24 protein-coding genes are annotated in these 24,340 nt (G+C 37.0%); 9 read left to right on the top strand and 15 right to left on the bottom strand.

What is annotated here, in order from left to right:
* Window positions 1-8: 8 nt before the first annotated feature.
* The gene (locus QNJ66_RS23285; protein ID WP_300511033.1) at window positions 9-2,867 is read right to left on the bottom strand and encodes a phage baseplate assembly protein V; all 2,859 of its coding nucleotides are present in this window, start codon (window positions 2,865-2,867) and stop codon (window positions 9-11) included.
* A 306-nt stretch (window positions 2,868-3,173) separates the two neighbouring features.
* On the opposite strand from QNJ66_RS23285, the gene QNJ66_RS23290 reads away from it, so the two are divergent.
* From QNJ66_RS23290 to QNJ66_RS23320, 7 genes are all read left to right on the top strand, one after another.
* Window positions 3,174-4,679 carry a hypothetical protein gene (locus QNJ66_RS23290; RefSeq protein ID WP_300511034.1) on the top strand — a complete coding sequence of 502 codons (1,506 nt, stop codon included), beginning with the start codon at window positions 3,174-3,176 and terminating at the stop codon, window positions 4,677-4,679.
* Window positions 4,680-5,194: 515 nt separating this feature from the next.
* On the top strand, window positions 5,195-5,830 hold the full coding sequence (locus QNJ66_RS23295; RefSeq protein ID WP_300511035.1) for a hypothetical protein: 636 nt from the start codon (window positions 5,195-5,197) through the stop codon (window positions 5,828-5,830).
* Window positions 5,830-7,182 carry a phage portal protein gene (locus QNJ66_RS23300; protein WP_300511036.1) on the top strand — a complete coding sequence of 451 codons (1,353 nt, stop codon included), beginning with the start codon at window positions 5,830-5,832 and terminating at the stop codon, window positions 7,180-7,182. The genes QNJ66_RS23295 and QNJ66_RS23300 overlap by 1 nt, the downstream gene beginning before the upstream one ends.
* Window positions 7,183-7,196: 14 nt before the next feature.
* Window positions 7,197-7,403 (top strand): hypothetical protein, encoded by a 207-nt coding sequence (locus QNJ66_RS23305; RefSeq protein WP_300511037.1) that lies wholly within the window; start codon window positions 7,197-7,199, stop codon window positions 7,401-7,403.
* A 9-nt stretch (window positions 7,404-7,412) separates the two neighbouring features.
* Window positions 7,413-7,982: a hypothetical protein gene (locus QNJ66_RS23310; RefSeq protein WP_300511038.1), complete on the top strand. Its 570-nt coding sequence runs from the start codon at window positions 7,413-7,415 to the stop codon at window positions 7,980-7,982.
* A gap of 166 nt (window positions 7,983-8,148) precedes the next feature.
* The gene (locus tag QNJ66_RS23315) at window positions 8,149-8,901 is read left to right on the top strand and encodes a hypothetical protein (protein WP_300511039.1); all 753 of its coding nucleotides are present in this window, start codon (window positions 8,149-8,151) and stop codon (window positions 8,899-8,901) included.
* On the top strand, window positions 8,894-9,757 hold the full coding sequence (locus tag QNJ66_RS23320) for a hypothetical protein (protein ID WP_300511040.1): 864 nt from the start codon (window positions 8,894-8,896) through the stop codon (window positions 9,755-9,757). The genes QNJ66_RS23315 and QNJ66_RS23320 overlap by 8 nt, the downstream gene beginning before the upstream one ends.
* Here the strand turns inward: QNJ66_RS23320 and QNJ66_RS23325 are convergent.
* From QNJ66_RS23325 to QNJ66_RS23345, 5 genes are all read right to left on the bottom strand, one after another.
* Window positions 9,754-9,969 carry a hypothetical protein gene (locus QNJ66_RS23325; protein WP_300511041.1) on the bottom strand — a complete coding sequence of 72 codons (216 nt, stop codon included), beginning with the start codon at window positions 9,967-9,969 and terminating at the stop codon, window positions 9,754-9,756. The two genes, QNJ66_RS23320 and QNJ66_RS23325, sit on opposite strands and share 4 nt — an antisense overlap.
* An 8-nt stretch (window positions 9,970-9,977) precedes the next feature.
* Complete coding sequence (locus QNJ66_RS23330) at window positions 9,978-10,943, bottom strand: hypothetical protein (protein ID WP_300511042.1); 966 nt, start codon at window positions 10,941-10,943, stop codon at window positions 9,978-9,980.
* A 1-nt stretch (window position 10,944) separates the two neighbouring features.
* Complete coding sequence (locus QNJ66_RS23335) at window positions 10,945-12,450, bottom strand: hypothetical protein (protein WP_300511043.1); 1,506 nt, start codon at window positions 12,448-12,450, stop codon at window positions 10,945-10,947.
* A complete protein-coding gene (locus QNJ66_RS23340) occupies window positions 12,450-12,671 on the bottom strand; it encodes a hypothetical protein (protein WP_300511044.1) in 222 nt (73 codons plus the stop codon). Before QNJ66_RS23340 ends, QNJ66_RS23335 begins: the two co-directional genes overlap by 1 nt.
* 119 nt (window positions 12,672-12,790) lie before the next feature.
* On the bottom strand, window positions 12,791-13,096 hold the full coding sequence (locus QNJ66_RS23345) for an HNH endonuclease (RefSeq protein WP_300511045.1): 306 nt from the start codon (window positions 13,094-13,096) through the stop codon (window positions 12,791-12,793).
* 93 nt (window positions 13,097-13,189) lie between these two features.
* Here QNJ66_RS23345 and QNJ66_RS23350 point away from each other — a divergent pair, with 93 nt between their 5' ends.
* Window positions 13,190-13,354, top strand: coding sequence for a hypothetical protein (locus QNJ66_RS23350; protein ID WP_300511046.1), 165 nt, complete (start codon window positions 13,190-13,192; stop codon window positions 13,352-13,354).
* A 203-nt stretch (window positions 13,355-13,557) separates the two neighbouring features.
* Here QNJ66_RS23350 and QNJ66_RS23355 read toward each other — a convergent pair whose 3' ends face one another.
* The 8 genes from QNJ66_RS23355 to QNJ66_RS23390 form a co-directional block, all read right to left on the bottom strand.
* Complete coding sequence (locus tag QNJ66_RS23355; protein WP_300511047.1) at window positions 13,558-14,469, bottom strand: formylglycine-generating enzyme family protein; 912 nt, start codon at window positions 14,467-14,469, stop codon at window positions 13,558-13,560.
* Between the two features lie 479 nt (window positions 14,470-14,948).
* Complete coding sequence (locus QNJ66_RS23360; RefSeq protein WP_300511048.1) at window positions 14,949-15,224, bottom strand: hypothetical protein; 276 nt, start codon at window positions 15,222-15,224, stop codon at window positions 14,949-14,951.
* A gap of 3 nt (window positions 15,225-15,227) precedes the next feature.
* On the bottom strand, window positions 15,228-15,593 hold the full coding sequence (locus QNJ66_RS23365; protein WP_300511049.1) for a four helix bundle protein: 366 nt from the start codon (window positions 15,591-15,593) through the stop codon (window positions 15,228-15,230).
* Window positions 15,594-15,631: 38 nt separating this feature from the next.
* A complete protein-coding gene (locus QNJ66_RS23370; protein WP_300511050.1) occupies window positions 15,632-16,279 on the bottom strand; it encodes a reverse transcriptase domain-containing protein in 648 nt (215 codons plus the stop codon).
* 138 nt (window positions 16,280-16,417) lie between these two features.
* The gene (gene avd / locus QNJ66_RS23375) at window positions 16,418-16,759 is read right to left on the bottom strand and encodes a diversity-generating retroelement protein Avd (RefSeq protein WP_300511051.1); all 342 of its coding nucleotides are present in this window, start codon (window positions 16,757-16,759) and stop codon (window positions 16,418-16,420) included.
* 147 nt (window positions 16,760-16,906) lie between these two features.
* Window positions 16,907-20,068: a formylglycine-generating enzyme family protein gene (locus QNJ66_RS23380; protein WP_300511052.1), complete on the bottom strand. Its 3,162-nt coding sequence runs from the start codon at window positions 20,066-20,068 to the stop codon at window positions 16,907-16,909.
* A 123-nt stretch (window positions 20,069-20,191) separates the two neighbouring features.
* On the bottom strand, window positions 20,192-21,202 hold the full coding sequence (locus QNJ66_RS23385; RefSeq protein WP_300511053.1) for a MoxR family ATPase: 1,011 nt from the start codon (window positions 21,200-21,202) through the stop codon (window positions 20,192-20,194).
* 29 nt (window positions 21,203-21,231) lie between these two features.
* Window positions 21,232-22,749: a hypothetical protein gene (locus QNJ66_RS23390; protein ID WP_300511054.1), complete on the bottom strand. Its 1,518-nt coding sequence runs from the start codon at window positions 22,747-22,749 to the stop codon at window positions 21,232-21,234.
* A 229-nt stretch (window positions 22,750-22,978) separates the two neighbouring features.
* Here QNJ66_RS23390 and QNJ66_RS23395 point away from each other — a divergent pair, with 229 nt between their 5' ends.
* Complete coding sequence (locus tag QNJ66_RS23395; protein ID WP_300511055.1) at window positions 22,979-23,206, top strand: hypothetical protein; 228 nt, start codon at window positions 22,979-22,981, stop codon at window positions 23,204-23,206.
* A gap of 114 nt (window positions 23,207-23,320) precedes the next feature.
* Here the strand turns inward: QNJ66_RS23395 and QNJ66_RS23400 are convergent.
* Window positions 23,321-24,340: hypothetical protein (locus QNJ66_RS23400; RefSeq protein WP_366146313.1), on the bottom strand; the 1,020-nt coding region annotated here is incomplete at its 5' end.

Raw genomic sequence — 24,340 nt, forward strand, 5'->3', positions numbered from 1 at the left:
TCTTGGATCTAAACAATAATTGGAACACCATTGCAGAAGCAACCACTCGGATTGACTTCAAAAGTTGTGATAGGAGTAAAAGTACCATTGACCCTAGTACCAACGGATAATTGAATTCTATCCCCCTCAATATTAAGTTCAGCAGCAGCCGACGATAAGCTATCCCCTCCAATCATCCGTAAATTTTTACCAAAGTCCATCAATGTTTCGTTAGAACTAATACGAAAAACGCGATCGCTAGGGACATCATCAGAAACAATCTCAAAATGTGGCCCATTAGCCGTTTTAACTTCAAAACGATCGCTTTTCGCTTTAACTGTAGTTCCAAACCCTATGCTTGCACCAGGCGATCGCAACATTGCCTCTTTAATGGTTAAAACAAGTTGTGAGCCTATATCTTGCTTACCACCAGGTGCGGACAAGGTGATCTCCTTCGGGGTCATTCGCTGGTACGTCCCTCCCCCTTTAGGGCAGCCGGCAGTTAAGTAAACTTCTTTCTGCTCTACCTTAATGCAGCTACCAGCATTACGCTTTCTGCCTGGGGATAACAACTCAATCATTTCTTGATCAATGACGACGGAACTACCCAACCCCCCACCAGCACCAGGGGCTTTGATCTCAACTTGCTTCGCATCCATCTTGACTGATGAGCCAATTCCTTTCTCGCCCCCTGGTGTTTGTAGTTTTAAATCCTCTTGAGTGACCTCAACTTTTGAACCCAGTCCGTGCTTCCCTAGTGGCCCTGCTAACACTATTTTCTTGCGATCGCCTTCTATCAAACCGCCATTATTGCCCCCTGTGGCAGACATCCTAAATCTGTCCTTATTGGCGAAGCTATTAGCTCCCTTGTAGCTAGGATTAATTTCGTCAATTAATTTGTTGAAATCCCCTGCTTTTTTCTCCCCAAAATTCCCATTCAGACTCCCAGTTATTTCTTTGATTAAGTTCGGAATAACCTCTTGCGAGACGTTGAGGATTAAAATGCTTATTTCCTGTCTCACGTTATCCATTAATACGTATTCAGGCTCTATTACCTTTGTCTCAAAATCACTGGTATCATAAAACTCTGAAATCACTTGGATATAAGATGGAATATTACTTAAATCAGGAACATCTACCACATCTTTTAAGCCGATCAAAGCCTGAATTAATAGCAATGTATCCTCAGCTTTTTCTTGCTGTCCTGTACTAAAATCGAAATCCTCAATTAGAGTATCTAGCAACTTGAATATTTCTAGCCCAAACTTCTCTTCTAAAAGTTTATTGTCTGCGATCGCCTTCAAGTTCCTGTCAATAAATGTATTAATCTCCCCCATAAATCCATTCACTTCATCCATAATATTTTCTATGAAAGTCATAACACCATCTAGACTTTCAATGAAGGTGTTAACCCCTAGCAATCCCGTGGGGGGTAGCACCCCTTCTAGTAGCTCTAAAATAGGCTGAGCGGAAGATTCTATCTCTTCAGGGATAAGTCGTTGTAGTGATTCTTCTAATCCCATTACCCCATCTAAATCCTCTAGATTCCTGATAAATTCAAGCCCAGGAATATCATCAATTCCAAAAGGTAATTGTAAGTCAGATATTGACCCAAAGGGGAGTTGATCAAATAAGTCAAAGGCAACTAAAGAAGATATAGAAGCAGCCCCACCTGGAATTAAAAGATCGGCGATCGCGTTAATATTGTCCTGTTCTGTTCCTTCTGCAAAAAAGTCTAAAAGTTGGTTTAATTTATCAACTAATGCTCCTGTATCCAAGTTCTTAATATCCAGTTCAGTTCCCTCTAATTCTTTGAGAAGAATGTTGTATAGTTCTTCCCCTTCTTTTCCTCTAACTCCTGTTTCTTTAAGAACGGTCAATAACCGCTCAATCTGACTATCTCGTATCATATCAATTTGCCCCATAACATCTTCCCCTAACTCTTGAGGGGAAAACCTTTCTCTTATCTTTTCAACATCTTTTTTCCCTTGAGGAACAACCGATAAGTTCTCGATAACCTTAAGGAGTAAATCGTTTAAATCTGAAATGAAAAGCCACGGTTGTTCTACTTCCGGCAAGATGTCTGCAATCTCAGTTAACTGTTCTATTAAAGTTTGTATCCTATTAAAAGCTCCCCCCAGATTTCTTTGTAATTGCTCAGCCAATTGACTGGATGGAGATGCTTGGCCAGTAGTCGTTAAACCGTTATGATCTAACCTAACCTCCGGCTGCCCTTTCCCCTTCATAAAAACTGCCCCATTGTCGCCCACGGTTATACTTCCTCCATCGGCGTTACGCACATCTGTTACTCCCTCTTTTGATATGGTTATGGAAGCCTTGGGGTTTCCTGTCGTTATATCCCCGTCAGGGCGAATCTGGGTAAATGCTCCTCCTCTGGTTTGGACTGTATAAGTTCCGTCGCTATCTGTGTATACAGTGGTTCCATTAGGGTAGGTTTTTACATGACGAATATTTTCATCGTCTGTCATTTCTATGATTTGATTTCTCGTATGGGTTCCATACACCTTGTTGCTAGGATCTGCTGTGGGAGAAGGACGACTTTTTCTGCTGTGTAAACAGGCGATCGCAACACATTGTGTCATGTCGTTGAAACAGGGAATAAGTAAAACTTGACTACCAACTTCAATCGGGAAATTTTGTCCTCCCGAGTCTCCTGATAAGACAAAAGGTACTGCTAATTCTACCCATCCATCCACTCCATTAGGTAATATTTCACCAGGGGCAATCTTGTCACAAATAACCTGAATTCTTCCTAGTTTTTCGGGATCATCCAATGATGCAATTCGTCCAATTAATGCAGAGAAAAAGTTTTCTATATAGCTATCAGGACTTTTTGGGTTAGTTATTTTTTCAAGTTGGTTAGCCATTTATGTTATTGATTGTTGTTAAAATCTAATTACTTTAATATTTTATATTGTTAATCTAAAAAGATAAAGTGTTGAATCTAAAGATAATGTCTTGATTTAATTGATACTAATTAACTTGAAAAAGCGAAAAGTAAGCTTGCAGAAATGTCTAGTTTACTGGGGGAAGATGACTGTGAAATCATAAGGGCAAACACAGCAATACATCTTCTAGAATCTATAAAATAGGTTAGTTTTATAACGCTAAAACATTTGTATTATGGAGTAATACAAGATATAATATAAGTATACTAAGCAGGTAAATTAGCTATGAAATTACAACAAATTCACAAACTGTTAAATCGCTTCAATCCGACTGCCGAATATGTGCAAATTTCTATTATTCCTCAAAAGGGAATGGTTTTGAAATATATGTCGGGAAAATATCAAGTTACCTCAACTTTAGACGTTGAAGTAGATGCGATCGCTCAAATGAAAGTATTGTCTTCTACTCTTAAAAAAGAAGCAGATACCTTTGCAGAAGAATTGCTTACAGAGGCAATACAAAAAGTCTCTTTAAATGAGAACATTCTGTCTTTTTCTAGTAAGAAAAAAAAGGTTTCAACCATAGAAGTTGAAATACCAGAGATGGAGTTTGAAACTCCCTATGAAGTCACGGCTGAACTAGACCAAAAGACTACTATACGGTTTGGTTATTTGCATCAAGTCTCTTGTAACAACAGCAAACTGCCTAAAGTTATTTTTGGGGAAATTGTTTCCGACACTCTGAAGTTTTATGGATGCAACGAAACAGAGGTTGCTATTATGAAGTTTGACCTTCTTAATACAAGTTTCGATCCAGATTCAGACTATTTGCATAATTTTGTTCTACCTTGTGATGTAGTTAGAAGAATTTTGGAGGAGAAAAAGCCTATTTCTATCAGCCTAAGTTCTTGGGATAAAATTAAGTTGGAAACCTCCAATCTTTCTATTGAAGTCCCAGTAGAATCTGCACATAAAGGGGTTCAAGTCAATAAAGATTTTACTGTGACCATTGATAACATCAAAGATGCGATCGCTGATTGTGGTACAGTACCCAAAAAAGTTTCAAAGACAAAAATTGAATCAATTATCAAAGAAATCGGTCGGGTTTGTGCGAAACAAAATCCGAGTTTTTATCTTACTTCAGACGCATCTGGACTCGGATGTGGATTCTGGGAAGACAGTTTGAAATATGTTGGGACAACTAAATCAGACAAGTCTAATGATCCCTTAAAAGTAGAGCTTTCTTTTCCTAAATCTAAGGCAATTCAAACCTTCTTTGAGGAAAAGAAAACAACTTTTTTCTTTCCTATGCCAGATTCAGCACAAGCATTTGTGTTAAGTGTACCTGAATGGGAAATATACTTGACTACGATTAAGAACGAAATGATTTATGATCGCCCAGTCGAGCCGGTTCCGATTATTTCTGTTCAAGAAGTCGAACCTATAGCTGGTGAAACTGAAGAACAGACAGAATTAAGAAAGATGGAGCAGTTTGCTCTTAACGTACAAGACGTGGTTCAAGAAGTTCATGAAGTCTATTGTGGTAGTGACGAAGCTGACGATGCAACAGCAGACATTTTAGAAGTTATTGAGTCTCAGCAAGAAAAGCTAGAAGAATTGGAATTGAAAAACGTTCTGACCGTCAATGACATCGAATCTGCTGTCCTGGCAATTAAAACAACATCAGGACAATATTTTCAATTTGTTTTAGGAGAACCTCAATCTTACCAAGTTCTTTTTCAACTTGGACAAGCAGAACTTGTCAACAGTGAAGTAGAAAAAGTCTCTTAAGAATAACGACACGCACAGAAATGTGCGTGTTTTTTGTTGTGTATAATCATTTTGAGCAACTTTTCTTGCTACCAAACTCCGAACATAAGGAAACCAGATCCGAACATTACCAACAAAAATAAGGGATTATTGGGGCTTAAATATCCTGCAATAAATCACGACATTAATAAGATTTTTCATAAGCAGCTATTTTATTCTATTGTTTATTGCGATCGCCCCCCAGATAAAAGAACATCGAATCTATTTCTTGAACCCACGCACATTTCTGTGCGTGGGTTTTTCTTTTGGGACACGAACTTCGCTTATCAAGATTTATCGTAAGTCTTGTTCAAGTCATCAACTACTTTGCCAGTCACTTTTGCATTAATACTTTTCACCGCTACAAGAATATCATCCAACTTAGATAAATAAGCTACTATGAGACACATCCAGACAAAGACCACAAAAACACAAAAAGAAGTTAGAATCGTAATAATCATAGCACTCTTAATATTCAAATATTTTAATTGTACCTTATGCCTAAATACCTCCCTACGGAACAGGCAGTTTCTAGGTTATCTTTAGATAAAATTGCCGTAGATACTTCGTATGAACTTGACAGCATCATTTCTCAAATAGAGCAAATTGTTGATGCTGAATTAGAGCAAAGTTTTGGACTAGAAGAATGTATTGATATTAGCCAGCCTAATTATGCAGGGGTTATTAAGTTAGAAAATAGTCCTGTTAAGACGGTTCTTACTGTAGAAAGGATTGTCTTCAAACAATTAAAGCAAACTCCAGAAGCGATCGCAGCAAGAAAGAACGGTGAAGAAACAGGGAATGATTATGTAACTGAAAATTTCACTTGGAATGAATCAAATCAGATTAAGGTACCCTCTCGTTGGAGTAAATACCGTATTGCTTACCTCGCCGGATATCCTGTTCCAGATGTTGTAATTAATGCTGTTTATGATATTCTGAAACTACATTTAATCAATAAGGAAAGTAGTTTAAATTGGTTGCATGAACCCACCAAGGATAAAACATCTTTATCTTTACCTGGGGGCATATCAGGAACAGCAAAATTAAGCGAAACTGGACATAAAACTCAGTTAGAACGCTTGCTGGCAACTGTTAAGAAAACTTATGGTAAAAACGGTTTTTATTTTTAATGGCACGTAGAAAAAGAAAAAAAAGAAGAAATACTGCTATTATTCCCAGAAATACGGAGTTGGCTTCGCCCAAAGAAACTCTTAGTTTTTTCGATACCGCATTAGTCCGGCACGTACAAACATTGCAAGAATTGAGTTTTAATTCTTGCAACTTTGAAGACGATCCTGAATGCCCTAAAAGGTTAACTCCAGAAGGATTAATTGCTCTAAGTCGCGATTTGTTGGTGAAACGGGCCGTTACGAAGATTGCTAAAGGGGTGGCCAAGATGCCTTGGATTATTAAGCCTCCTTCTGACGCTGATATCAAATCTCCTGAAGTCATAAAGACTATAAAAAAACTCACCAATAGCTTAGCTCAACCTTGGATTGGGACAGGTACTTCAACTTACTTTGGATATATTCAGTCTGTTGTGACTGATTTAGTCCAATTTGGAGAATCTGCATCAGAAAAAATCATGGATGATAAGGATGATCGCCTGTTTTGGCTTGCACCTTTCCCATACCATTTATGCCTATTCAATCGAGGTTGGCAGCCTCATAAAGCTGGTCTGTCCCCTATTCTTTGGAGTCCTCACCCAGACTTTCTAGAAAATTGTTTAATCTCTTCTGGAAACTATCCTCAAAGCAAAAGCAATTATCCCTTGGTTCCACATTACTATGGTGACACAGCCGTTGTTTACAATTCAGATTGTACTTCTTACAATATCGCTCCCGATTCTCCTTTACAAAGAGTTTATGACTTTTTGCTCCTCGGAGAATGGCACGACTTAGGCCGATTTAGAAGAAAGACAGTTCGGGATGCCACTAAGAAAGAGATAATCTCCCTATTAGGAGATATGACTGAGGAGAGATTCAAGGAATTTAAACAAGCATGGGAAGACAGGATTGAAAAACAGAAAAAACAGCCAATAGTCCGAGGGGAAGTTAAAGCTGTTAGTCTGGCAGGGAAAAATGATGCAGAGCTTTATCCCCAGTATACGGATTTTTTGATCGGTATAATTGGTCTTGGCTTCGATCTGTCAAGGCGAGATATGAACCTTATTGAACGTGACAATAGGGCAACAGCCGGAGTCGCAGCAACGGCAACCTTTCAGGACGCGATTCTTCCTTTTGCATTGGGGGTACAAGGGGTCATGAATCAACAAGTAGTGACTCCCTCTGCTCCTGGATATAAATATCAATTAGTTGACCTTGAACCTCGTTCTGAGAAAGAAGAAGCTGATCGCTCTACTACTTTGTACCAAGGTGGTATCATGACTCAAAATGAAGCTCGGGAAAGTGTTGGATTAGAACCTGTCCCAGATGGCGATCGCTTTTTTGATCAGCAAAATTATGCAGAAAATATTCAATAAAGAAAAGTAAACAAGTGGTCTATTTCAACAAATGTCGTGGGTATATTGGGCAATGGCCTTGCCCAAAAAAAGATAAATGTTATCGATATTTAGCTCCTGCTGATATATTTCAAGAATATTTAGATCCCACTCAAGAACCTTTTACCTCAAACGATGATGGTTGTCTCGCTTTTTGGGATGATCAAGATATTCCGCAAATATCAAAAGTTAATTATGAATAAGCGATCGCAATGACTAATTTAATTTTAGACCCGTCGCATACAGGGGGGTTAACTATTTCCCATCCTGACAAAATTGTTAATATTACAATACCTTTAAATGATGATGGAAGGTTCCCTATGATGTGGCAAACTATGATGGTCGTTCCCGAGGATGAAATGATTCATTTCATCCCAGAGTCTTCTGACGTGACTATTCAAGGATCAAATATTTTGACCCCAACTCAGATAGGGTTAGTTCAAAATCAAAACGGAGAAAATATTTGGAAGGTAACGGCCTTTGAAAAAGAATCAAGAACTAAAATTATTCAAGAAACTTTATCTGAAGATAAAACTTTAATTAGTGGCGATCCAACTTGGCAGTGTCTAACTCCTATCGCAGATGGAGTATCAGTTATTTTATCCAATACCCCCAACGACGAATTCATACTTTTGAATGGGAGTATTAATAGAAGTCTTAGTGTTAAAAAGTCAGACGGAACTTTGTTCTTTGATATGAACACAGATACTAAATTTGCTTGGCTTAAACGAGCAGATACAGAGTGGAAAATCTTGCTTTTACAAGGTTTTGTTACGAGCTAATTAAGGTTTAGTTATATGTATTAATATGGTTAATGGCTTAAAGTAAAAATGGTTATCTTTTTGATTGATTTTTCCAAAAGATAATCAAAAAGATAACAAATAAAGAGGGATAAAAGTTTAATAAATTCCCAATTGTAAAATCTTTTTCAGAAAAACTAATAATTCCATGTTTCGAGAATTAAACAGCCTCAATAAAAGCCCTTGGCTGGATGTTGATGACCATCTACTTTTGACTCTAACTCATTATCAAAAATGGCTAAAAGTGGACACTTCGCAAAAAGCCATTGATATCATACTTCCCATTACTCTCCCCGTAGGATTTTATGCGATCGTAGAAAATACTGGCTCTAATCGAGTTAACTTCAAGTTAGTTGTAAACGCAACCTATGAAGGGATTTTTGACTATATAGGACAACAAAATGGTGGAGTCCATATTTTGTATGAAGGAGGAGAAAACAATACTTGGCGATCGCATGGATTACAAGGGGAACTGACTCTAGACTCCTTGAGTGATGTCTTCGCGAACAAGCAGGTACTCCAACAAACCCCAGGGAATAAAATTTTTACTTATGTCCCTGGTTCTGGGTTTGTATTTTTGCCAGATGTCCCCTACAGTATCCCTAAAAATATTAATACTAATTACGCCATTGATCCGAAGGATCATGGCAAAGAGTTTTTGGTTGACACAACATCTGGACAAATTGATATTTTTGTTACTCATACCACAGATACGGGTATCATACCTGGTTGGACAGGAAGATTCAAGAATATAGGCTCCAACAAGGTTTTTTTTGATACAGTATCAGGTAACAATTTTGTTGGAAGTAACAGTCATTATTTGGAGCCAGGGAAGCACATTGATCTTCGATACTTAGATGAAGCTCAATGGGTATATTACGGAGACTTAACCGATGTTTAACTATCCAGTGGTTTTTGGGCAGAATCCATCAGGATCAGAATTGTATACTGTTTGGTATATCGACCCAGAAGGATCAATCCAGTATAGGTACTATGCGGAGCCTGTGCGTCTTGAGGTAGATAACAATACAATTACACCTATTCGACTGACTACAGGAGAATCCTTACCCAGTTTCTCTGGTAGTGGAGGGGGAGGTGGGTTTGGAAATGGTGGTAGTAGTATAGTTAGTGGGGGTAGTGGTGGGACAAGAGTTTGGCTTGATACAGGAGGGAATTGGGAAGGAATATTTACTAATATTCCCCCTATTGAATATTCAATCTTTTGTACACAATTAACTATTTTTGGAGGCCAGTCCATTGGGGTTCCTTACTATTTAAAGTTAGTAGGAGAAGCGTTAATGGTTGATTCCTCTAATGGGCAGATTGTTCGCCCTATCTTTTGGGGGACTGTGATAGAAGCACCTGGCCCATTTCGGGCGATCGCAGCTTATCCCGATGATAAACAAATCGTTACTTTTGTGAAGCATGGACTTCAAATTGATGTTGATTTATTGCCAACAGAAACAAAGTATATATCGAATACTTTCTTTTCAACGCCTCCATCTGGGACAGAAAGTTTGATTTTTGATAGCTATCCTTTAATTGTTACTGGAGATGATTATTTTCTAAAAGATATAAAAATACTTCATCAAACAATTTGGAGAAAGGATGAAAACGAAGAAACTAAGGTCGAAATAATTACGCCACCTTTATGCACAATGACTGTTAGAGATGGACTCGGAACAGTCATTGCAATTAGGCAATTTCTGGGCAGTCCAGAAATTCTTGTCAATAATGATGAGAGTCCCCCATATTAGGAAGGGGGAGGATCTCCGACATTATAAACTCCATCCACTTCTCCCCAAATTCTGTCTTCAAAATCTCCAAATAAGTCTACATCAACCCCTATTCCCTTCAGTAGATAACTTTGCCGTATTGACACACCTGAGATGTAGAAATCTCCTGTGTTTGAATTTGTGTCATTCTGTGATGCTTTCTGCTGTTTTGTTCTAATAATAATAGCTGACATAATGTCTCCTAAAACATATCTATTAACATAGCGTTATTCCCAATCCCTCCCCCTAACCAGACTCGTGTAATGCCGAAATTAGAACGCATTTCTGTCCATTGACCAATATCGACGTTATTGTGTCCTGATATGACAAAAGGATGATAACCTCTACGCCCTAAAGGGTTAGGGCATTCCTTGTTGCCTTTCATGAAAGTACCCCACTGTGAAGCTGTTCCTGCCTCGCCTTCGTAAAAAAACATAGGCAAAGCATCTGGATTATTAGTCAGCCTGTTAATCATGCCATGATATCCTCTGGAAAAGGGGTTTTGGTTTGAGACGGCATCGTAAGTCCCTCTTGGTTTGTGAACCATTAAATAGTCCATGCCGGTATGTAATCCGGCTGCATTCGCGTTGTTCTTAAAGGCAGAACTAACTGTAAATTCATCACCAGCACGAAACCAAATGTCATTAGTACCAAGATGCTTCATGACAAAATCTTCCATCGGCGCATCCCATCTGTTCAAACCGATGTACGCGCAATAAGCATCGCTTGGATGTGATTGAGTAAGAAAACCATAATGCCCCCCATCCATTGTTTCTACAGGAGAGGCAAAAGGACACCTAATGTAAAATCCTCCTGCATCCTCTTTACAACTAACCCATAAAAGAGATTCATTACCGTTATTATCGTAAGGAACCTTTTTGATCGGAGGAGATAATGTCGTGTTTGTCCCGTAAAAGTCGCCTTGGATATCAATGTTTCCAGATAGATCGTCAGAAAATTTTACCCAAGTTTTGTGGGTTGCATTGTTGGGACGAGTTCCTTCTGCTATCAAATAGTTTGCACTATTAATTTGATCATTGATTACCCATCCTCCATTTAATAGCGTTTGTGCTATGTGATTAAGAATTTCAGTTCCTGTTGTTACAGGGATGCCTGGATATCCAAACTCTCTTGTGCCATTGAGAAACTTATAGTTGTCAAATACCATTTTAATAACTCCCGTAGGTTTTAATAAGCCAATTTTCAGTAGAAACTGAGGCTTCAATCTCTGCTGCTTTTTCGGTTTTTTGGTCTAATCTTAATAGCGTATTGACGCTATTCTCTCCTTGTATTTCTTCAATAACAAGTCCATATTCACCATCACTATTATTAATGATATCCTTCTTAAATCCTGGAGTGTAAGGTGGAAGTTGTATTTTTTTATCTGCTCCGTTCGGATCTAGCATTTGCCTTTGTTTATCTGCAATTGTCAAAATCTTATCTTCATTTAAAATCTCCTCGTTGATTTCTCCTTGCCCAAAAACCTCGCTATTAAGTAATAGAATACCCCAGGTATTTGATGTTTTTATCAGTTGGTATAATTTTCCTAATCCAACCAATTTTAGCTCTGTCCCCGATAGATTAGTTACATTCCCTTGAACTTCTATTGTATGGTGATTAAGACTTAAATAAACATAATCCCCGTTGCTATAGGGGAGATCGTTGGACACGGTTAAAATTCTCGGGTCAGAATTACTAAAAAATAATATTTGTCCTTTGTCTTTTCCCTTTATTTCGTATTCATAGTTTTCCGCTAAAGTCCCATAAAATTCAATATTTCTGATAAAAAAAGTTCCGCCTTCTGTTGATTTATCGATGATTCTAAAATAACGATAATGCCCTTGATTAAAGGTCGGTGTGAGCGATCGCCAGTGATAGTTATCTTCTTGACTGCTTTCTTCATTTAGCAAGGGGAACCAGACTATTCCATTCATTGAAGCTTCTACAGATAAAAGTCTCTTGGTATTGACTTCAATTTTTATTAAGGAAGGAGACACTATTTTGTCTTCTTTTATCTCAATTTGAATATAATTCCCTTCTGCTGCTTGAAAAATAGAGCTAGACGTGGAGCGACTACTTAAATTTAATGGAGATGTTAAGGTAGTATTAGTGCTAACAGTAATCTTATTGCTTGATTGGGGATTGCTATAAGGAGTTGTATTCCCATCTGTTCCCAGATAGTAGAATATTCCGTTAGTATCTCCATCACTAACATAACCACTTAAGTCTGTTGTAGTACCTACAGACGGTTGTACAATTTCCGACTTTGCTCCTCCTCCCCCTCCACCAAAGGTGTCCAGCGTCCACTGATTATCCCCATAACTTCTGAGAACATATTTTTGTTCAGAGATTAAAGTACCAATACCGTTAAATTTTGTGATTTCTGCTAAATTTTCTGGTAAAACTTCTATGTTGCCTTGCCCCCTAAGAGCAAGGATCATGTAATCTCCGCTTTTAAAGTCCCCTGTATTGTTAGGAAGAAAAAAGTTTTTGGTGTCAGTATTAGTAAAGTTGATAATTCCATTCCTATTGGAAATATCTAAGATGTAATCGGTTGATTCCTCTTTTAAAGTTGGGGTAAAAATAGGTTGTCCGGCTGCTTCTGCTTGATCAATAAGATTGTTAGAATTGCGATCAAGTTGTTGTATTGGGTTGTAGTGAAATATTGTAGCCATCAATCAATTTTTAATAATGTGTCTGGAGACATATCAAAAGCTGAGCCTACTCGCGATCGCCTCAATAACGAGCGAAAAGCAAAAGGGTTTTTCTTGTTTTCAGCAAGAATTAAAGTTAGAGCGCGATTGTTAAATCGTACTTTGGTTCCTATTTCTGTAGCAGGGACAGGCTGCCCTTTACTGACAAGAGGAGATGATTGTATGGGGAAAATTGAAGCCATTTATTATTTAACGATTTTTTTTATGAGATTTATTATATATAAACATAATCAATTTTTTCAACAATGTTTCTAGGTGTCATTTCATTTATCATTTAATGTGTTCATATCTAGGGCAGTCTTTATACTCCTAAATCTAATTTTAACTGACCTGGACTAATATTTCCTCGTTTTCCTGTGTGCTTATGAAGATGACAAGCACTGCACAAAGCTATGAGGTTAGATAGATCGTTATTGGAAGGATCGTAATCGCTATGGTGTACAGTCAAGGTTAATTTAGCTTTTAGAGATTTGTCTTTTATGATGTGTTTAAGATAGTTGGGAGGGAAACATTCTAGCCCACACCGTTGACAAGTCCATTCAGCTTTTTCTTTAACCTCTAAGGCTATTTCCTCCCAATTATCAGGATATCTATCTCGGTTTCTCATTTTCAGGTTAAATGTAAATATTATTCTCTTAAAACTTATTCCTATTTTATCTTTTTTTGAGTAAAATGTATACAAAATAAAGAGGGAATCAATATGGAAATAAATTTAACATCGGAACAAATCCATTATTTAAAATTTTTAGTATTAAAAGGGATTGCTGATGCCAAACAAGCAGAAGAAAAGGATATCCAACACATATATGAGGAAATTCTTCTGGAGTTAGATAAGGGAGTTAAAGAAGGAAATCATCTCAATTAAAGTTGTTATAGCCGTACACAAATTAGTTAGGACATTTTTCATATCTTTAGGTCATTGCGAGGTACGAGAAATCTCTTTAACGTCGTAACCATAATGCGTACTGCTATAGTTTGAAGCAAAAATATAGCGACCCGCCTTTGGCGGGAAAACAAAGGGAAAAGGAGAAAATAGGATAGAGGGCAAGAGAGGAAGAGGGTAAAGGGTCATTGAGTTCTCCCGAACACACATACTACACGAAAACCGAGATCGTTGTTGAGGTTGCCGCGCCTATAGTTGTAGTAGCGGATCGCAGAACGGCAGTTATTAGGATTGTAGAGCCAAGAACCGCCCCGCAACACGGAATATGAATCATTTTGCTTATTTTTAGCTAAATATGAGGCTTCATGTTCCATCCAAGCACTGCCATCGGTAGGCGCACCTTCATAATTATCATGCCAGTCGTCGGCACACCATTCCCAGACTAACCCGTGCATATCACTCAGGCCGAAAGCATTAGCCACATCAAAATAGCCGACTGGGGTGGTTTGTTCTCGATACTCTCCTTTGGGACCTTTTCCATAAGCTCCATATTTTTCGTTTGTACCATTATAGTTAGCCAATTTTGTTGTGATGGTATCTCCAAAATGAAACGGTGGATAGGTTTCTTCGGCAGAAAGGTCTAGGGGTTTTGTCACTCCACGACAAGCATATTCCCATTGAGCTTCACTAGGGAGTCTATAGTCCCTTCCTGTGAGCTTAGAGAGTCGTTGACAGAATTCTACTGCTTCATACCAGTTAACTTGTTCAACCGGTCTAAGCCATCGATCTATACCTTCGTAAGGGTCTTTAAAACGAGAGGGATCTTCCTCTAAGTGGATGTTTACTTTTAAGTCTGTACGAAGAGCGATCACTTTCCATTGAGCTTGGGTGACAGGGTAACGTCCCATGAGAAAAGAGGAAAGGGTTACGTCATGTTGAGGTCTTTCATTATCACGACTACCTTCTTCATCTTCTGGTGCGCCCATTGTAAAGGTACCATCGGGGATTAAAGCCAGTTCAAGGGAAATATTATCAATATAATCTCGATAAAAGCGAAGTGTTTGACGGGGACGTTTAATTATTAGTTTTTCAGCCATAGACTCATCTCAAAAAGACGAATGAGGGTCGGGAAACTCTTCGGTTTTACCCTACCAAGATCCCCCACCCAGTTTTATTTTTGGATACCGTTACCAGCATCACAGGAGTCGGCTGAACTCTTCGGCGCACTCTTGACAGATTCCCACCTGCCAACTCTGACTATGAGGAGTTATCCCGAACACACATACTACCCGAAAACCGTTATTGTTGTTACGATTCTCGCGCCCGTTGATGTTGTTGTTGCGGTACGCAGAACGGCAGTTATTAGGATTGTTGTTCCAAGAACCGCCCCGCTTTTTGGAAGTCAGAAGTTTGAAGTTCCTCGCTCCGCTCCGGCTCTAGCGAACAGAAGTCAGAAGTGACTCACTACGTTCCGGCCTTGTTGCACAGAAGTAATAAATTCTTTTTGCCTTTTGCCTTTTGCCTTTTGCCTTCCCCTTCGGGGTCGCCTTCCCCTTCGGGGTCGCCTTCCCCTTCTTCAATTCCTTGTAAAAACAAGGGAATTGAATATCTGTTTTCTTAATCGCCAGGTGTCACCATGTTTCAAGTGAGCTTCCCAACTATTAAGCGATCGCTTGATATCTTGAATATCAATGTTACCTTGTGCATAGTTTTTTTGCAATTTTTTAAGCCGTTTTTTAGCACGGGTTAAGTTCTGGTTTCTAACTTTAATGTTGTTGGTAAAAATGCGAAATCCTAAAAAACTAGCCCCATGCGCCCTTCGGGAAGGCAAAAGGCAAAAGGCAAAAGGCAAAAATTAATTCTTTAAGTTATCTTTTCTAGTCACAATTGATTTAGCAATTATTTTAATTAACTGTTCACATTCATTAAGAATACTAGAAACTTTTTCTTCAGGAATTAATTCAGATTTAATTAATAGTTTTAGCCAGTATCTTGTTTCCCTTGCTTCCTTTAAAGCTATTGATTGTTTACTTATAAAATCTTTTCCACTTTCAGCCGATTGTGATTCTTCTATATTAGCTCCGATTGAAGTCCCTGATCTAAACAATTGAGAAGCTAATAAACGTGGAGTCCCAGGCTGTTGATCTAAATAGTTACATAATCTAGTAATCCTAACAGCAAATTTAAAAGTTCGTTCAGTGATTGGGATATAATTACTCATTGAATTAAACTCAAGAATTCTAACACTATTATAACTATTTATAAAAACTTTTTGCCTTTTGCCTTTTGCCTTTTGCCTTTGCCCAAAGGGCGTGGTAAACCATGTCTGCGTTGAATAGGGGTTAATAAATCATCTCCAGGAAAGTAATGGATAACTTGTTCTTGTTCATTACTGTTATCAATGATTTTATCAATTAACCAGAGGGTATCTTGACATTTAATTTTTCGTCTGATTAATTGTTTAAGAATTTGATGGTCAATACTAGGGAAATATTTTCTAATATCACATTGTAAAACATAACGACTGGAACGGGCAAAATCAGTAAATCTTCTTAAGGCTTTATGGGTTCCATATCCTTCTCTATTTGCATAAGTATCACTAATAAAGGTTCGCTCGAAAATAGGGACAATAATATTACATAAAGCATGGTGAACTACTCGATCTCGATAAGGTGCTGCGGAAATTAAGCGAGTTTTGATGTCTCTAAGGTGAAAAGTTCGATAACTTCCGGGTTGATAAGTTTTATCTTTTAGTTCTTGCTGTATTTTTAAGAGTTCTGTTTCTAAATTATAGTTAAATTGTAAAACATTATGTTGAAACCGTTTCCCTTTCTGCGCTTTTCTGGCTGCCAGGTAAATATTATCAAAGTCAATAATCTGAGGATATAAGTTACCGTAACGTTTCATGGTGATTATAGTTGATTTGCAAAAAATGATACACAATTTACTTCTTTTATTATTAGCACAGTGAGCAATTGTGCTGAGGAAGGAAGTATGCTGACACGACCTTATCTAAAACTTGTTTGAAACGACTATAATATAAATTTATTCTTTTTGACGTTGTTTTTTAATCCATCCTCCTAATTCTACACCAATTGAATCAATTTGCTTACTGATATACTGATAACGTTTGAGAGCAATTAATTGAAAATCTAATAACAATCTGGTTTGATGCCTTAAGATATCTAGTTGAACGTTTAAGTTAATCAGATGGTTTAATTTTCGGTTAGAATATTTAGCTTTGATTAAACCTTCTAATAAATCATACAACTGATTAATGATTCTGTCCCCTACGGTAAATTTGTGAACTTTGGGGAATCGCTCGATAATAGGTACATAATACTTGATTAGATCATAGGTCTTTTGAATAATTGATAATTCTTTCATTTTTTAAGGGTAAGGTTAATAAGTTGAGGCATTCATCATTAATGTCAACATACCTTGATATTTAAAAAATATGGCGATCCGCCGAAGGCGGAAAAAAGGGTAAAGGAGAAAATAGGATAGAGAGCAAGAGGGAAAGAGAGTAAAGGGTTAGAGAGTTCTCCCGAACACACATACTACACGAAAACCGTTATTGAGGTTGAGGTAGTCGCGCCTAAGGTCGTTGTCGCGGTACGCAGAACGGCAGTAATTAGGATTGCAGTACCAAGAACCGCCCCGCAGCACGGAATATGAATCATTATCGTCATTTTTGTTTAAATCTTCCATATTTTCGTCAGTCAAATTATCAGATTCGTCGTCATCAATCCAAGCACTACCATCAGTGGGTGCATATCCATAATTATCATGCCAGTCGTCAGCACACCATTCCCAGACGTTCCCGTGCATATCGTACAATCCAAAGGCATTGGCAGGGAATTGACCAACCGGGGTGGTTTCTTCTCTATAGTCACCCTTGGGTTCATCTGCATAAGTTTCAGAAGCATTATAATTGGCTAACTCTCCTGTGATGGTTTCTCCAAAGGAAAAAGGTTGACAATATTTACTGTTCCATTCTGAGATAGTTAACTGATGACTGATCACTGATGACTGATCACTGATAATTGCCCGACAAGCGTATTCCCATTGAGCTTCAGAGGGTAGCTGATAATCCCTTCCTGTGAGCTTAGAGAGCCGTTGACAGAATTCTACGGCTTCGTACCAGTTAACTTGTTCAACAGGTCTAAGCCATCTTTCTATGGTTTCTTGGTCTTTTTGATAAGGGTCTTTGAAATTAGAGGGTTCTTCGTCTAAGTCGATATTAACTTTTAAATCTGTTCGAGAGGCGATCGCTTTCCATTGGCCTTGAGTAATGGGATATTTACCCATGAAGAAGGGGGAAAGAGTGACATTATGTTGAGGCCGTTCATCGTCATATTCAGATTCACTTTCAGGGGAACCCATTGTAAAGGTGCCACCAGGGATAGCGACCATTTCGAGAATAACGTTATCCGTCAAGGTTTCGGTGAAGTAAGAGGCGGTATGAGTGGTGGTTTTGATGGTTTCACCACGACTGTTTACTGTGGGGGTTTGAAATGTCCATTGTTGTAATGGTTCTTCTTCTTCAGAAACAATGATGGCGGCTTTTGCTTCAAATTCAAAGGTTTCTAAGGAAGAAATTTCAAGAGTTGGAGGGTTTTGATATTGAGATTGTAAATGTTTTTGTAAAGTTTTTAGTTTATTTCGGGGAGAATCAACAAATAAGTTAGGGTTTTTAGCTTCAAATTTTCGATAAATTTTACTACTAAGACGATGGGATAAAGTATGATAATGAATCTTTAAATTTTCCGCAGCTTTTTGGATGGAATTTAGCCTATCTAATTCTGGAAGCAAAGCCGTTAAAGATTCAGTCTCTCGTCTAGTTAGTTGATGGTGTTCAGCAATTGTTTCTAAGAAAACTATCCAGTCACTTTTCTGTATATGTTCAGGTAAAATATCATCCCATGTCATTTGTTGCCCAGAGGCTTTTAGTGTTTCGGCTAATTGTTGGAATTCGTCTCCCAATTGACTAAATACTTCAGCCGATATTAAAGCAAAGGCACGAATTAAAGAACTGCCCTCTTTTTGTTTCAATTCTTGAGGATTTGTTAATAATAAAGCTTGAAAATCCCTGGTACTTAACCCAATTTTTTGAGCAATATAATCAGAGAGCTTGGCGATTACTTCAATAGCTCTTGTTTTCCCTAGTTCTTCAAGTAAAAGTTGTCTAATATTACTAATAAATTCAAATTCTAATTGATTAGTATTTACAAAAAAATTAAAAGGAGTTTTGGGTTGAAGAAGATTACTAAGGAGAACTTCGGCTATATCTGAAGGGGTTGAATAGGAAATTAATTCTTGTTGAATGAGACGAATAACTGATAAATTTATGGGAACTGCTGATAATTTTTTCATCAGTTCCCAAGCATAATAAGAAGCTGTATTTTCAAAAATTTTAATAGCTTTTTCTGCCTGAGTTTCTGAAGATGGTATATCAGAGAATGGGGAATTATTACTATTACCATTAGGCTCAATTTCAAGTAATCTTCCAGCACAAAAAGCATCATAATTACCATCAATTACTTGAGACCAAGCTGCGGTTGAATGAGGCGTTAAAGATAAAATAGGTAAAGAAAAATAATTAGATTCAATTTCTTGTTTAATATATTGATTAAAAGTATTTTTTACTTCTTTTTCTTCATATTCCATCTCTAATTTTATGGAGAGTAAATCAGGAAGGTTTCTCATTTTCCACTGTTTGGGTGGACGGCGGGGATATTCATTTTGTAATTGAACTCGCCATCCTTGACTTAAGGCGGTTCTGTGCCATAATTTTTCTGGAAAAGGTGAAAGCAGGGTGACAATTTGTTTAGTACCCCATTCTTTTAAGACTTTATTGTAACGACCTTCATACCATGCAGGGGAGGTACAATCACTAAAAAAGAGGATCAATCTTTCCCCTCTGGGATGATTTAAGTCTTTAGGAGATAAAGTCTGAACTTGACTAAAAAAAGGATTAATTTTAACTTTATTAACTGTTTCTTCCCATCCCATTCGATATAATTTTACGTCCCTAAATGCACCTAATCGTTCTAACCAATCCCTGACTTCACTAGCCATGTCTTTCCAGATTACCATTGAAGAACATTCTTCAATAATTAAAATGGCATCAAGAGCGCGAACTTTTTGGTGTTTATAGTTAGGAATAATAGTTAATTTTCTTTGTTTATTTGCTTTTTTAATTCCTAAACTATACTCTGATGTATCATTAATAGTACGTCTAATATCGAGTTCTTTTCGTGTTATATCCTCAATTTTTTTGATAAGTGGTTTTGCTAGTCTTCCTAACAATAATGTATTTCGTAAAAAAGCCGTATCAGGGGGAGAAATAGGTAAGCCTTTTATTTCATCCTTATATTCATCTTTATTTTGATTGGTTTCTTCTGAGTTATTTTCGGTTTCTTCTTGAGAATTTGCTGAAAGAGTAAGGGGTAAACTAGAAGGCAAAACAGTTGAAGATAATTGTTCAGGAATGGTGTTGGGAGTAAGGATTTTAGACTTTTCTTTTCGATTTCCATCAGACTCATCTTTTATATCAGTTCCTATGGGCTGTTTTTGATACCATAACCAAAGACTTTCTGCTATTTGATAACTATCTAAATCATATTTTTCTGCTTGGAAAGCAGTGATGATTTTTCCTAAATTTTCTAACGGTTTTGATGATGGTGATGTCATAAATTCACCTTTATCCAGAGGTGCATATCCTAGTTACAATAACAAACTTCTGCGCGATAGCGCGCCCTAGGTTGTAAGGAACTTCTGTTCGCTAGAGCCGGAACAACGTTTACGGAACTTAATTTAAAAGTCCCCAGTTTCGGTTAATGGTGTAAATAAAAGATTCATCAAGCGTTCTTTTTCTTGTTTAGTTGGTTTTCTTTGTTCTCCTGATAACATAAAAACAGCGTTTAATAGTTGATCGGTGGCTAATTCTTTTTTATCATCATCTCGTAATTCTAAAAATTTAGCAATTAAAGTTTCAATGTCTTTATGTAACTTCTTTTTGGGATCTAATTGAAAGTGAGACTGTATGATTTTTGTTAATTGTGTCCTTTCAGGTTGTTTCATAGTTAAGGACAAACACCTACGCTTAAAAGGAATAGGAAAATCTCGTTCTGCATTACTGGTCATAATAACAATAGGAAATTGACGACAAATAATTTCACCTCTAGGAACTTGCTTCCAATCTCCATCATGGGTTTGAACTTCAACTATCTCCTGGATTCTGTTTTTTTCTTCCTGATTTTTGTTTTTTTTATTTTTCACTAATCTAGATAATTCAGGAATCTCAAACTTTCCTTCCTCAAATAAATTTAACAAATCATTGGGTAAATCCATATCACTTTTATCGATTTCATCAATTAATAAGACACGAGGTTTATCACTAGGATACATAGCGGTTCCTAATGCACCTAAACGAATATAATGACCAATATCGGGCTGAGCATTTTCTAGTTGAGCATCTTGTAAACGAGCGATCGCATCATAGTAATAGAGTCCGTCTTGTAGGGTAGTACGGGTATTAATCGGCCAGACTAATACTTCTTCTAACTCCAATTCATAGGCGATGGCATAAGCAAGGGAAGTTTTCCCTGTCCCGGGTTTTCCGGTAAGAAGAATAGGACGACGTAAATGTATGGCAGCGTTGACGGTTTCAATCACGTTATCATCAGTAATAACAAAGGATGTTCCTTTTTCATTACTCTGTTGTTGTTGATGATTAGAAAAGCGTCGCCAAGGAGGGGTATCTGGCCATTCAGGTACCGAATGGGGTTTAGTTTTATTACCGTGAAAAATTTTCCATGAACACATAAAGATTACTCTCAATAAAGAATTAAGTATTACTGACTCAGATGACCAGAAGTTAAAGAAACAAAAGGAGGAATTAGATTAGGATCTTCCCACAATAATGATAGGTGATGACCTAAGTTTTCGAGATCGTCATCGTCGTCTGAATCAATTTTTCTTCTATCTCCAATTATTTCTGGAAGGTTCTGAACATTTCCCTCACAGTTTAGGACAAGGTTATTAATCTCTTGAGAATGGTCTTCATATTTTTGATCATATCGTGACCAAATAGCAATAGGAATTCCAAGCTTTAGTAGTTTTAAAAACAAAGGATTCAAATCTACTGAGTTAGATCGACATAAATTTTTCCAAGTTTTTCCTTCATCTGAAGGATTAAATTGTTGCTTAACTAGATTCCATTTATCATCCCATTGTTTTTTACATTTTGTCTGAAGATATCCAGGGTTTAAACGGTCAATACATCGAACACGAATTTGATATAAATCCTTGAGTGTAGAATCATCACCAAAAAATTCGCATTGCCAACAATCGAAGTTGGTTGATAATAATTCCTTTTCACAAAAAAAATAAATTGTCAAAACACTTCTTATATTAATAGGAATTTGAGAAGTTATTTCAATTAATTGAGTTAAAAGAGGTTTAATTTCTTCAATTGAATAATATTCTTTTTGTTGTTTTTGTTCTGTTTTTTTATTTTTATACTCTTGTATTTCTTTATTCAAATGGATATAATCCTCCTTCGTAGGAGGATAAGGAACATCAGGTAAAAAATGGGCATCTTCTATTGCATACTGACCACTATTAATTGATTTATTATCACTCGCTTTTATTTTTAAAATTAGACAGTGTTCTGTATAAGTCAAGGTAGTAGATATATTAGAAGTATGTACCATATCTATTCTTTCTGGTCTAATAGGGTTAACTGTCCAATCCTGAAACTCCTCTTCAGAAATAGTGAATACCTGTTTTAGCTCTTCTATGATAGTTTCAAACCAATTTCTTATATATCTTTCAACTCGCTTATCTTGAGCAATAGAAGTCAAAAGATGAATTATTGTTGATGTTTCCTGATCAATCAACAATTCAAAAATTTTTTCAAGGTTTTTATTATATATTTTCTTTGATGCTTCTTTATTTAATTCATTTAATTCTAACCAGTAAACTTTTATCAGTTCGGCATAGTTATCTTTTTGTTCAACCTCCCATTGCTTAATCTCATTCTCTAACTTGTTTAAAATTCCTAATTTTAGATTATTAATTTGTAGGAGATTAGCTAAAGGGGCTGATTGTTCCTCTTTATTATATTGTTTATAGTAAGAGTCAAGAATTGAAACCAAATTTCTTTTTCCAACTTTTATCGAACTTCCATATTTTTTTCTTAGTGCATTTGTTAAAACAGGGTAAACTTTTTTGCTCATGTTCTTCTTTATATTAGTAAGATTCATATAGATTTTTTCATTATTTAAAATTTCCTCATAGGTTTGTCCTTTTAAAACTCCTTTGATTATTTCTCTTTGGTGAGTTTTTAAACATTCCTTTTCTTGTTTCATCAAAGCATCAATAAATTCTAAATATTGTTCATTAGTCATTTTTAATTAGTTTTTTTCTCAACATAAAAATTTATTAAGTAACGACTTCACCTAAAGATACTTTGAGATACTTAAGAATACTTTTGAAAATTGACTACCGAAAGATACCTAAAGAAACTGACATTAAACAAGATTATTTTTAGGATAAAAGTGTCATGAAAAATAGATAACGACAACAGGAGTTCAGACTATGTTTAATCTCTTTTCTAAAAAGAAATCTCTCAACGAGAACTTAGAAAAACCAGCGTTTTCGGCCACAACGACAATAAGCATTAACCTTTCCACCAAAGTGTTAATGACCATTCTGGGAATCATCGCAACTTTCTTAGGAGTGGGTTCGACTTTAAATCCCCAACAAATTTTACCTCAACCACCAGAGATTCAGATTGAGAGTCGAGTGGAGTTAGAGAAGCAATAAAAACTCACTAACTCTCAATCAATCTCAAACGAGAACTAAAAGTAAATTTTACACGGCTCAAAGGAAGTCGTGTTTTTTCTTGTTAACTATAGTAAATCAATATAGTCTGATTATTTAATCATCTTCTTCAATAAACGTTAATAACCTCTCCTCAAACTCGGTCAACCAAGGCCGGTCTATTCTCCCTAAACTAGCCAATACAGCTTTAGCAGTATCCTCCATCTCAGGATCATACAATTTTGAGAGGCGATCGCATAATTTCCGCACCTCCTGCTGCTGCTCATTGGAATAAGGTAACTCCTTTAGATTCTCAGGTTTCACTTGATAATTGCCGTCCCATAAGCGGACAGTACAAGAAAAGTCATGGACTTCGGTGATAACGCACCAACACCCTCCTTTACCCCGTAAATCAGGATTATCTTTAACCATAATCATAGCGACTTCACCTTTGTGCCAAGAATTAGGAACTGGATTACCAAGACGAATTTGGTCTACAATGTTTTTCACAACACGGGCTGGAGGAACTTTACCTCCGACTTGGGAGACGGCTTCATTCCAGGCTTCTGCTTGTTCGTCAGGGTTAAGCTTTGACAATGGGCGAACTTGTCTCTCGTTGGTTGGGAGAATTTGTCTCCCAATGGGAGACATTTGAGATGAGTCTATACTATTGGATGGAATGTCCCCCAATGGGAGACACTTTTCTTCAAGATTTTTGACAATAACGGCCGCATCCATTAATCGATAAGAATGGGCCCGTTGCATCCCAAAACGCTCACGCACATAATCGTCAAAAGTAGAATGTGTTGAGCGAAATAATTTTCTTTGACGTAGTTCTAAGAGTGCTTTACCAGCTTCGTAGAAAGCTCGTTCAACCTTACGTTCTAAGTGTAAGCGATCGCGTTCTTCCTCATGAGTTAATTCATCAGTATTAGTTAAGGTTTGGTTGTCATTATTTTCCACCACTTCAACGGTGACAGAAGTTTCTTGAGGTTGATTAGGGGTAAATTCAAAGCATATTACCCAAACTGGTTGATTTTTCCCCTCAAAGAACTCATTAATGAATTGCTCAAAGGTATAGTTAGGGAAACCTTCGGCTTTTAAGTCAGCTTGGGTCATTTCCACCAATGGTTGCTG

This window comes from Crocosphaera sp. (assembly GCF_030064895.1).
Taxonomy (GTDB): Bacteria; Cyanobacteriota; Cyanobacteriia; order Cyanobacteriales; family Microcystaceae; genus Crocosphaera.

Bases quoted from the DNA above. Each gene is read 5' to 3' on its own strand.
- QNJ66_RS23300 (WP_300511036.1), top strand. From the start codon at position 5,830: ATGGCACGTAGAAAAAGAAAAAAAAGAAGAAATACTGCTATTATTCCC.
- QNJ66_RS23310 (WP_300511038.1), top strand. From the start codon at position 7,413: ATGACTAATTTAATTTTAGACCCGTCGCATACAGGGGGGTTAACTATT.
- QNJ66_RS23325 (WP_300511041.1), bottom strand. From the start codon at position 9,969: ATGTCAGCTATTATTATTAGAACAAAACAGCAGAAAGCATCACAGAAT.
- QNJ66_RS23315 (WP_300511039.1), top strand. From the start codon at position 8,149: ATGTTTCGAGAATTAAACAGCCTCAATAAAAGCCCTTGGCTGGATGTT.
- avd (WP_300511051.1), bottom strand. From the start codon at position 16,759: ATGAAAGAATTATCAATTATTCAAAAGACCTATGATCTAATCAAGTAT.
- QNJ66_RS23350 (WP_300511046.1), top strand. From the start codon at position 13,190: ATGGAAATAAATTTAACATCGGAACAAATCCATTATTTAAAATTTTTA.
- QNJ66_RS23320 (WP_300511040.1), top strand. From the start codon at position 8,894: ATGTTTAACTATCCAGTGGTTTTTGGGCAGAATCCATCAGGATCAGAA.
- QNJ66_RS23390 (WP_300511054.1), bottom strand. From the start codon at position 22,749: ATGAAACAAGAAAAGGAATGTTTAAAAACTCACCAAAGAGAAATAATC.
- QNJ66_RS23395 (WP_300511055.1), top strand. From the start codon at position 22,979: ATGTTTAATCTCTTTTCTAAAAAGAAATCTCTCAACGAGAACTTAGAA.
- QNJ66_RS23385 (WP_300511053.1), bottom strand. From the start codon at position 21,202: ATGTGTTCATGGAAAATTTTTCACGGTAATAAAACTAAACCCCATTCG.
- QNJ66_RS23285 (WP_300511033.1), bottom strand. From the start codon at position 2,867: ATGGCTAACCAACTTGAAAAAATAACTAACCCAAAAAGTCCTGATAGC.
- QNJ66_RS23335 (WP_300511043.1), bottom strand. From the start codon at position 12,450: ATGGCTACAATATTTCACTACAACCCAATACAACAACTTGATCGCAAT.
- QNJ66_RS23290 (WP_300511034.1), top strand. From the start codon at position 3,174: ATGAAATTACAACAAATTCACAAACTGTTAAATCGCTTCAATCCGACT.
- QNJ66_RS23340 (WP_300511044.1), bottom strand. From the start codon at position 12,671: ATGGCTTCAATTTTCCCCATACAATCATCTCCTCTTGTCAGTAAAGGG.
- QNJ66_RS23370 (WP_300511050.1), bottom strand. From the start codon at position 16,279: ATGAAACGTTACGGTAACTTATATCCTCAGATTATTGACTTTGATAAT.
- QNJ66_RS23295 (WP_300511035.1), top strand. From the start codon at position 5,195: ATGCCTAAATACCTCCCTACGGAACAGGCAGTTTCTAGGTTATCTTTA.
- QNJ66_RS23330 (WP_300511042.1), bottom strand. From the start codon at position 10,943: ATGGTATTTGACAACTATAAGTTTCTCAATGGCACAAGAGAGTTTGGA.
- QNJ66_RS23355 (WP_300511047.1), bottom strand. From the start codon at position 14,469: ATGGCTGAAAAACTAATAATTAAACGTCCCCGTCAAACACTTCGCTTT.
- QNJ66_RS23345 (WP_300511045.1), bottom strand. From the start codon at position 13,096: ATGAGAAACCGAGATAGATATCCTGATAATTGGGAGGAAATAGCCTTA.
- QNJ66_RS23380 (WP_300511052.1), bottom strand. From the start codon at position 20,068: ATGACATCACCATCATCAAAACCGTTAGAAAATTTAGGAAAAATCATC.
- QNJ66_RS23365 (WP_300511049.1), bottom strand. From the start codon at position 15,593: ATGAGTAATTATATCCCAATCACTGAACGAACTTTTAAATTTGCTGTT.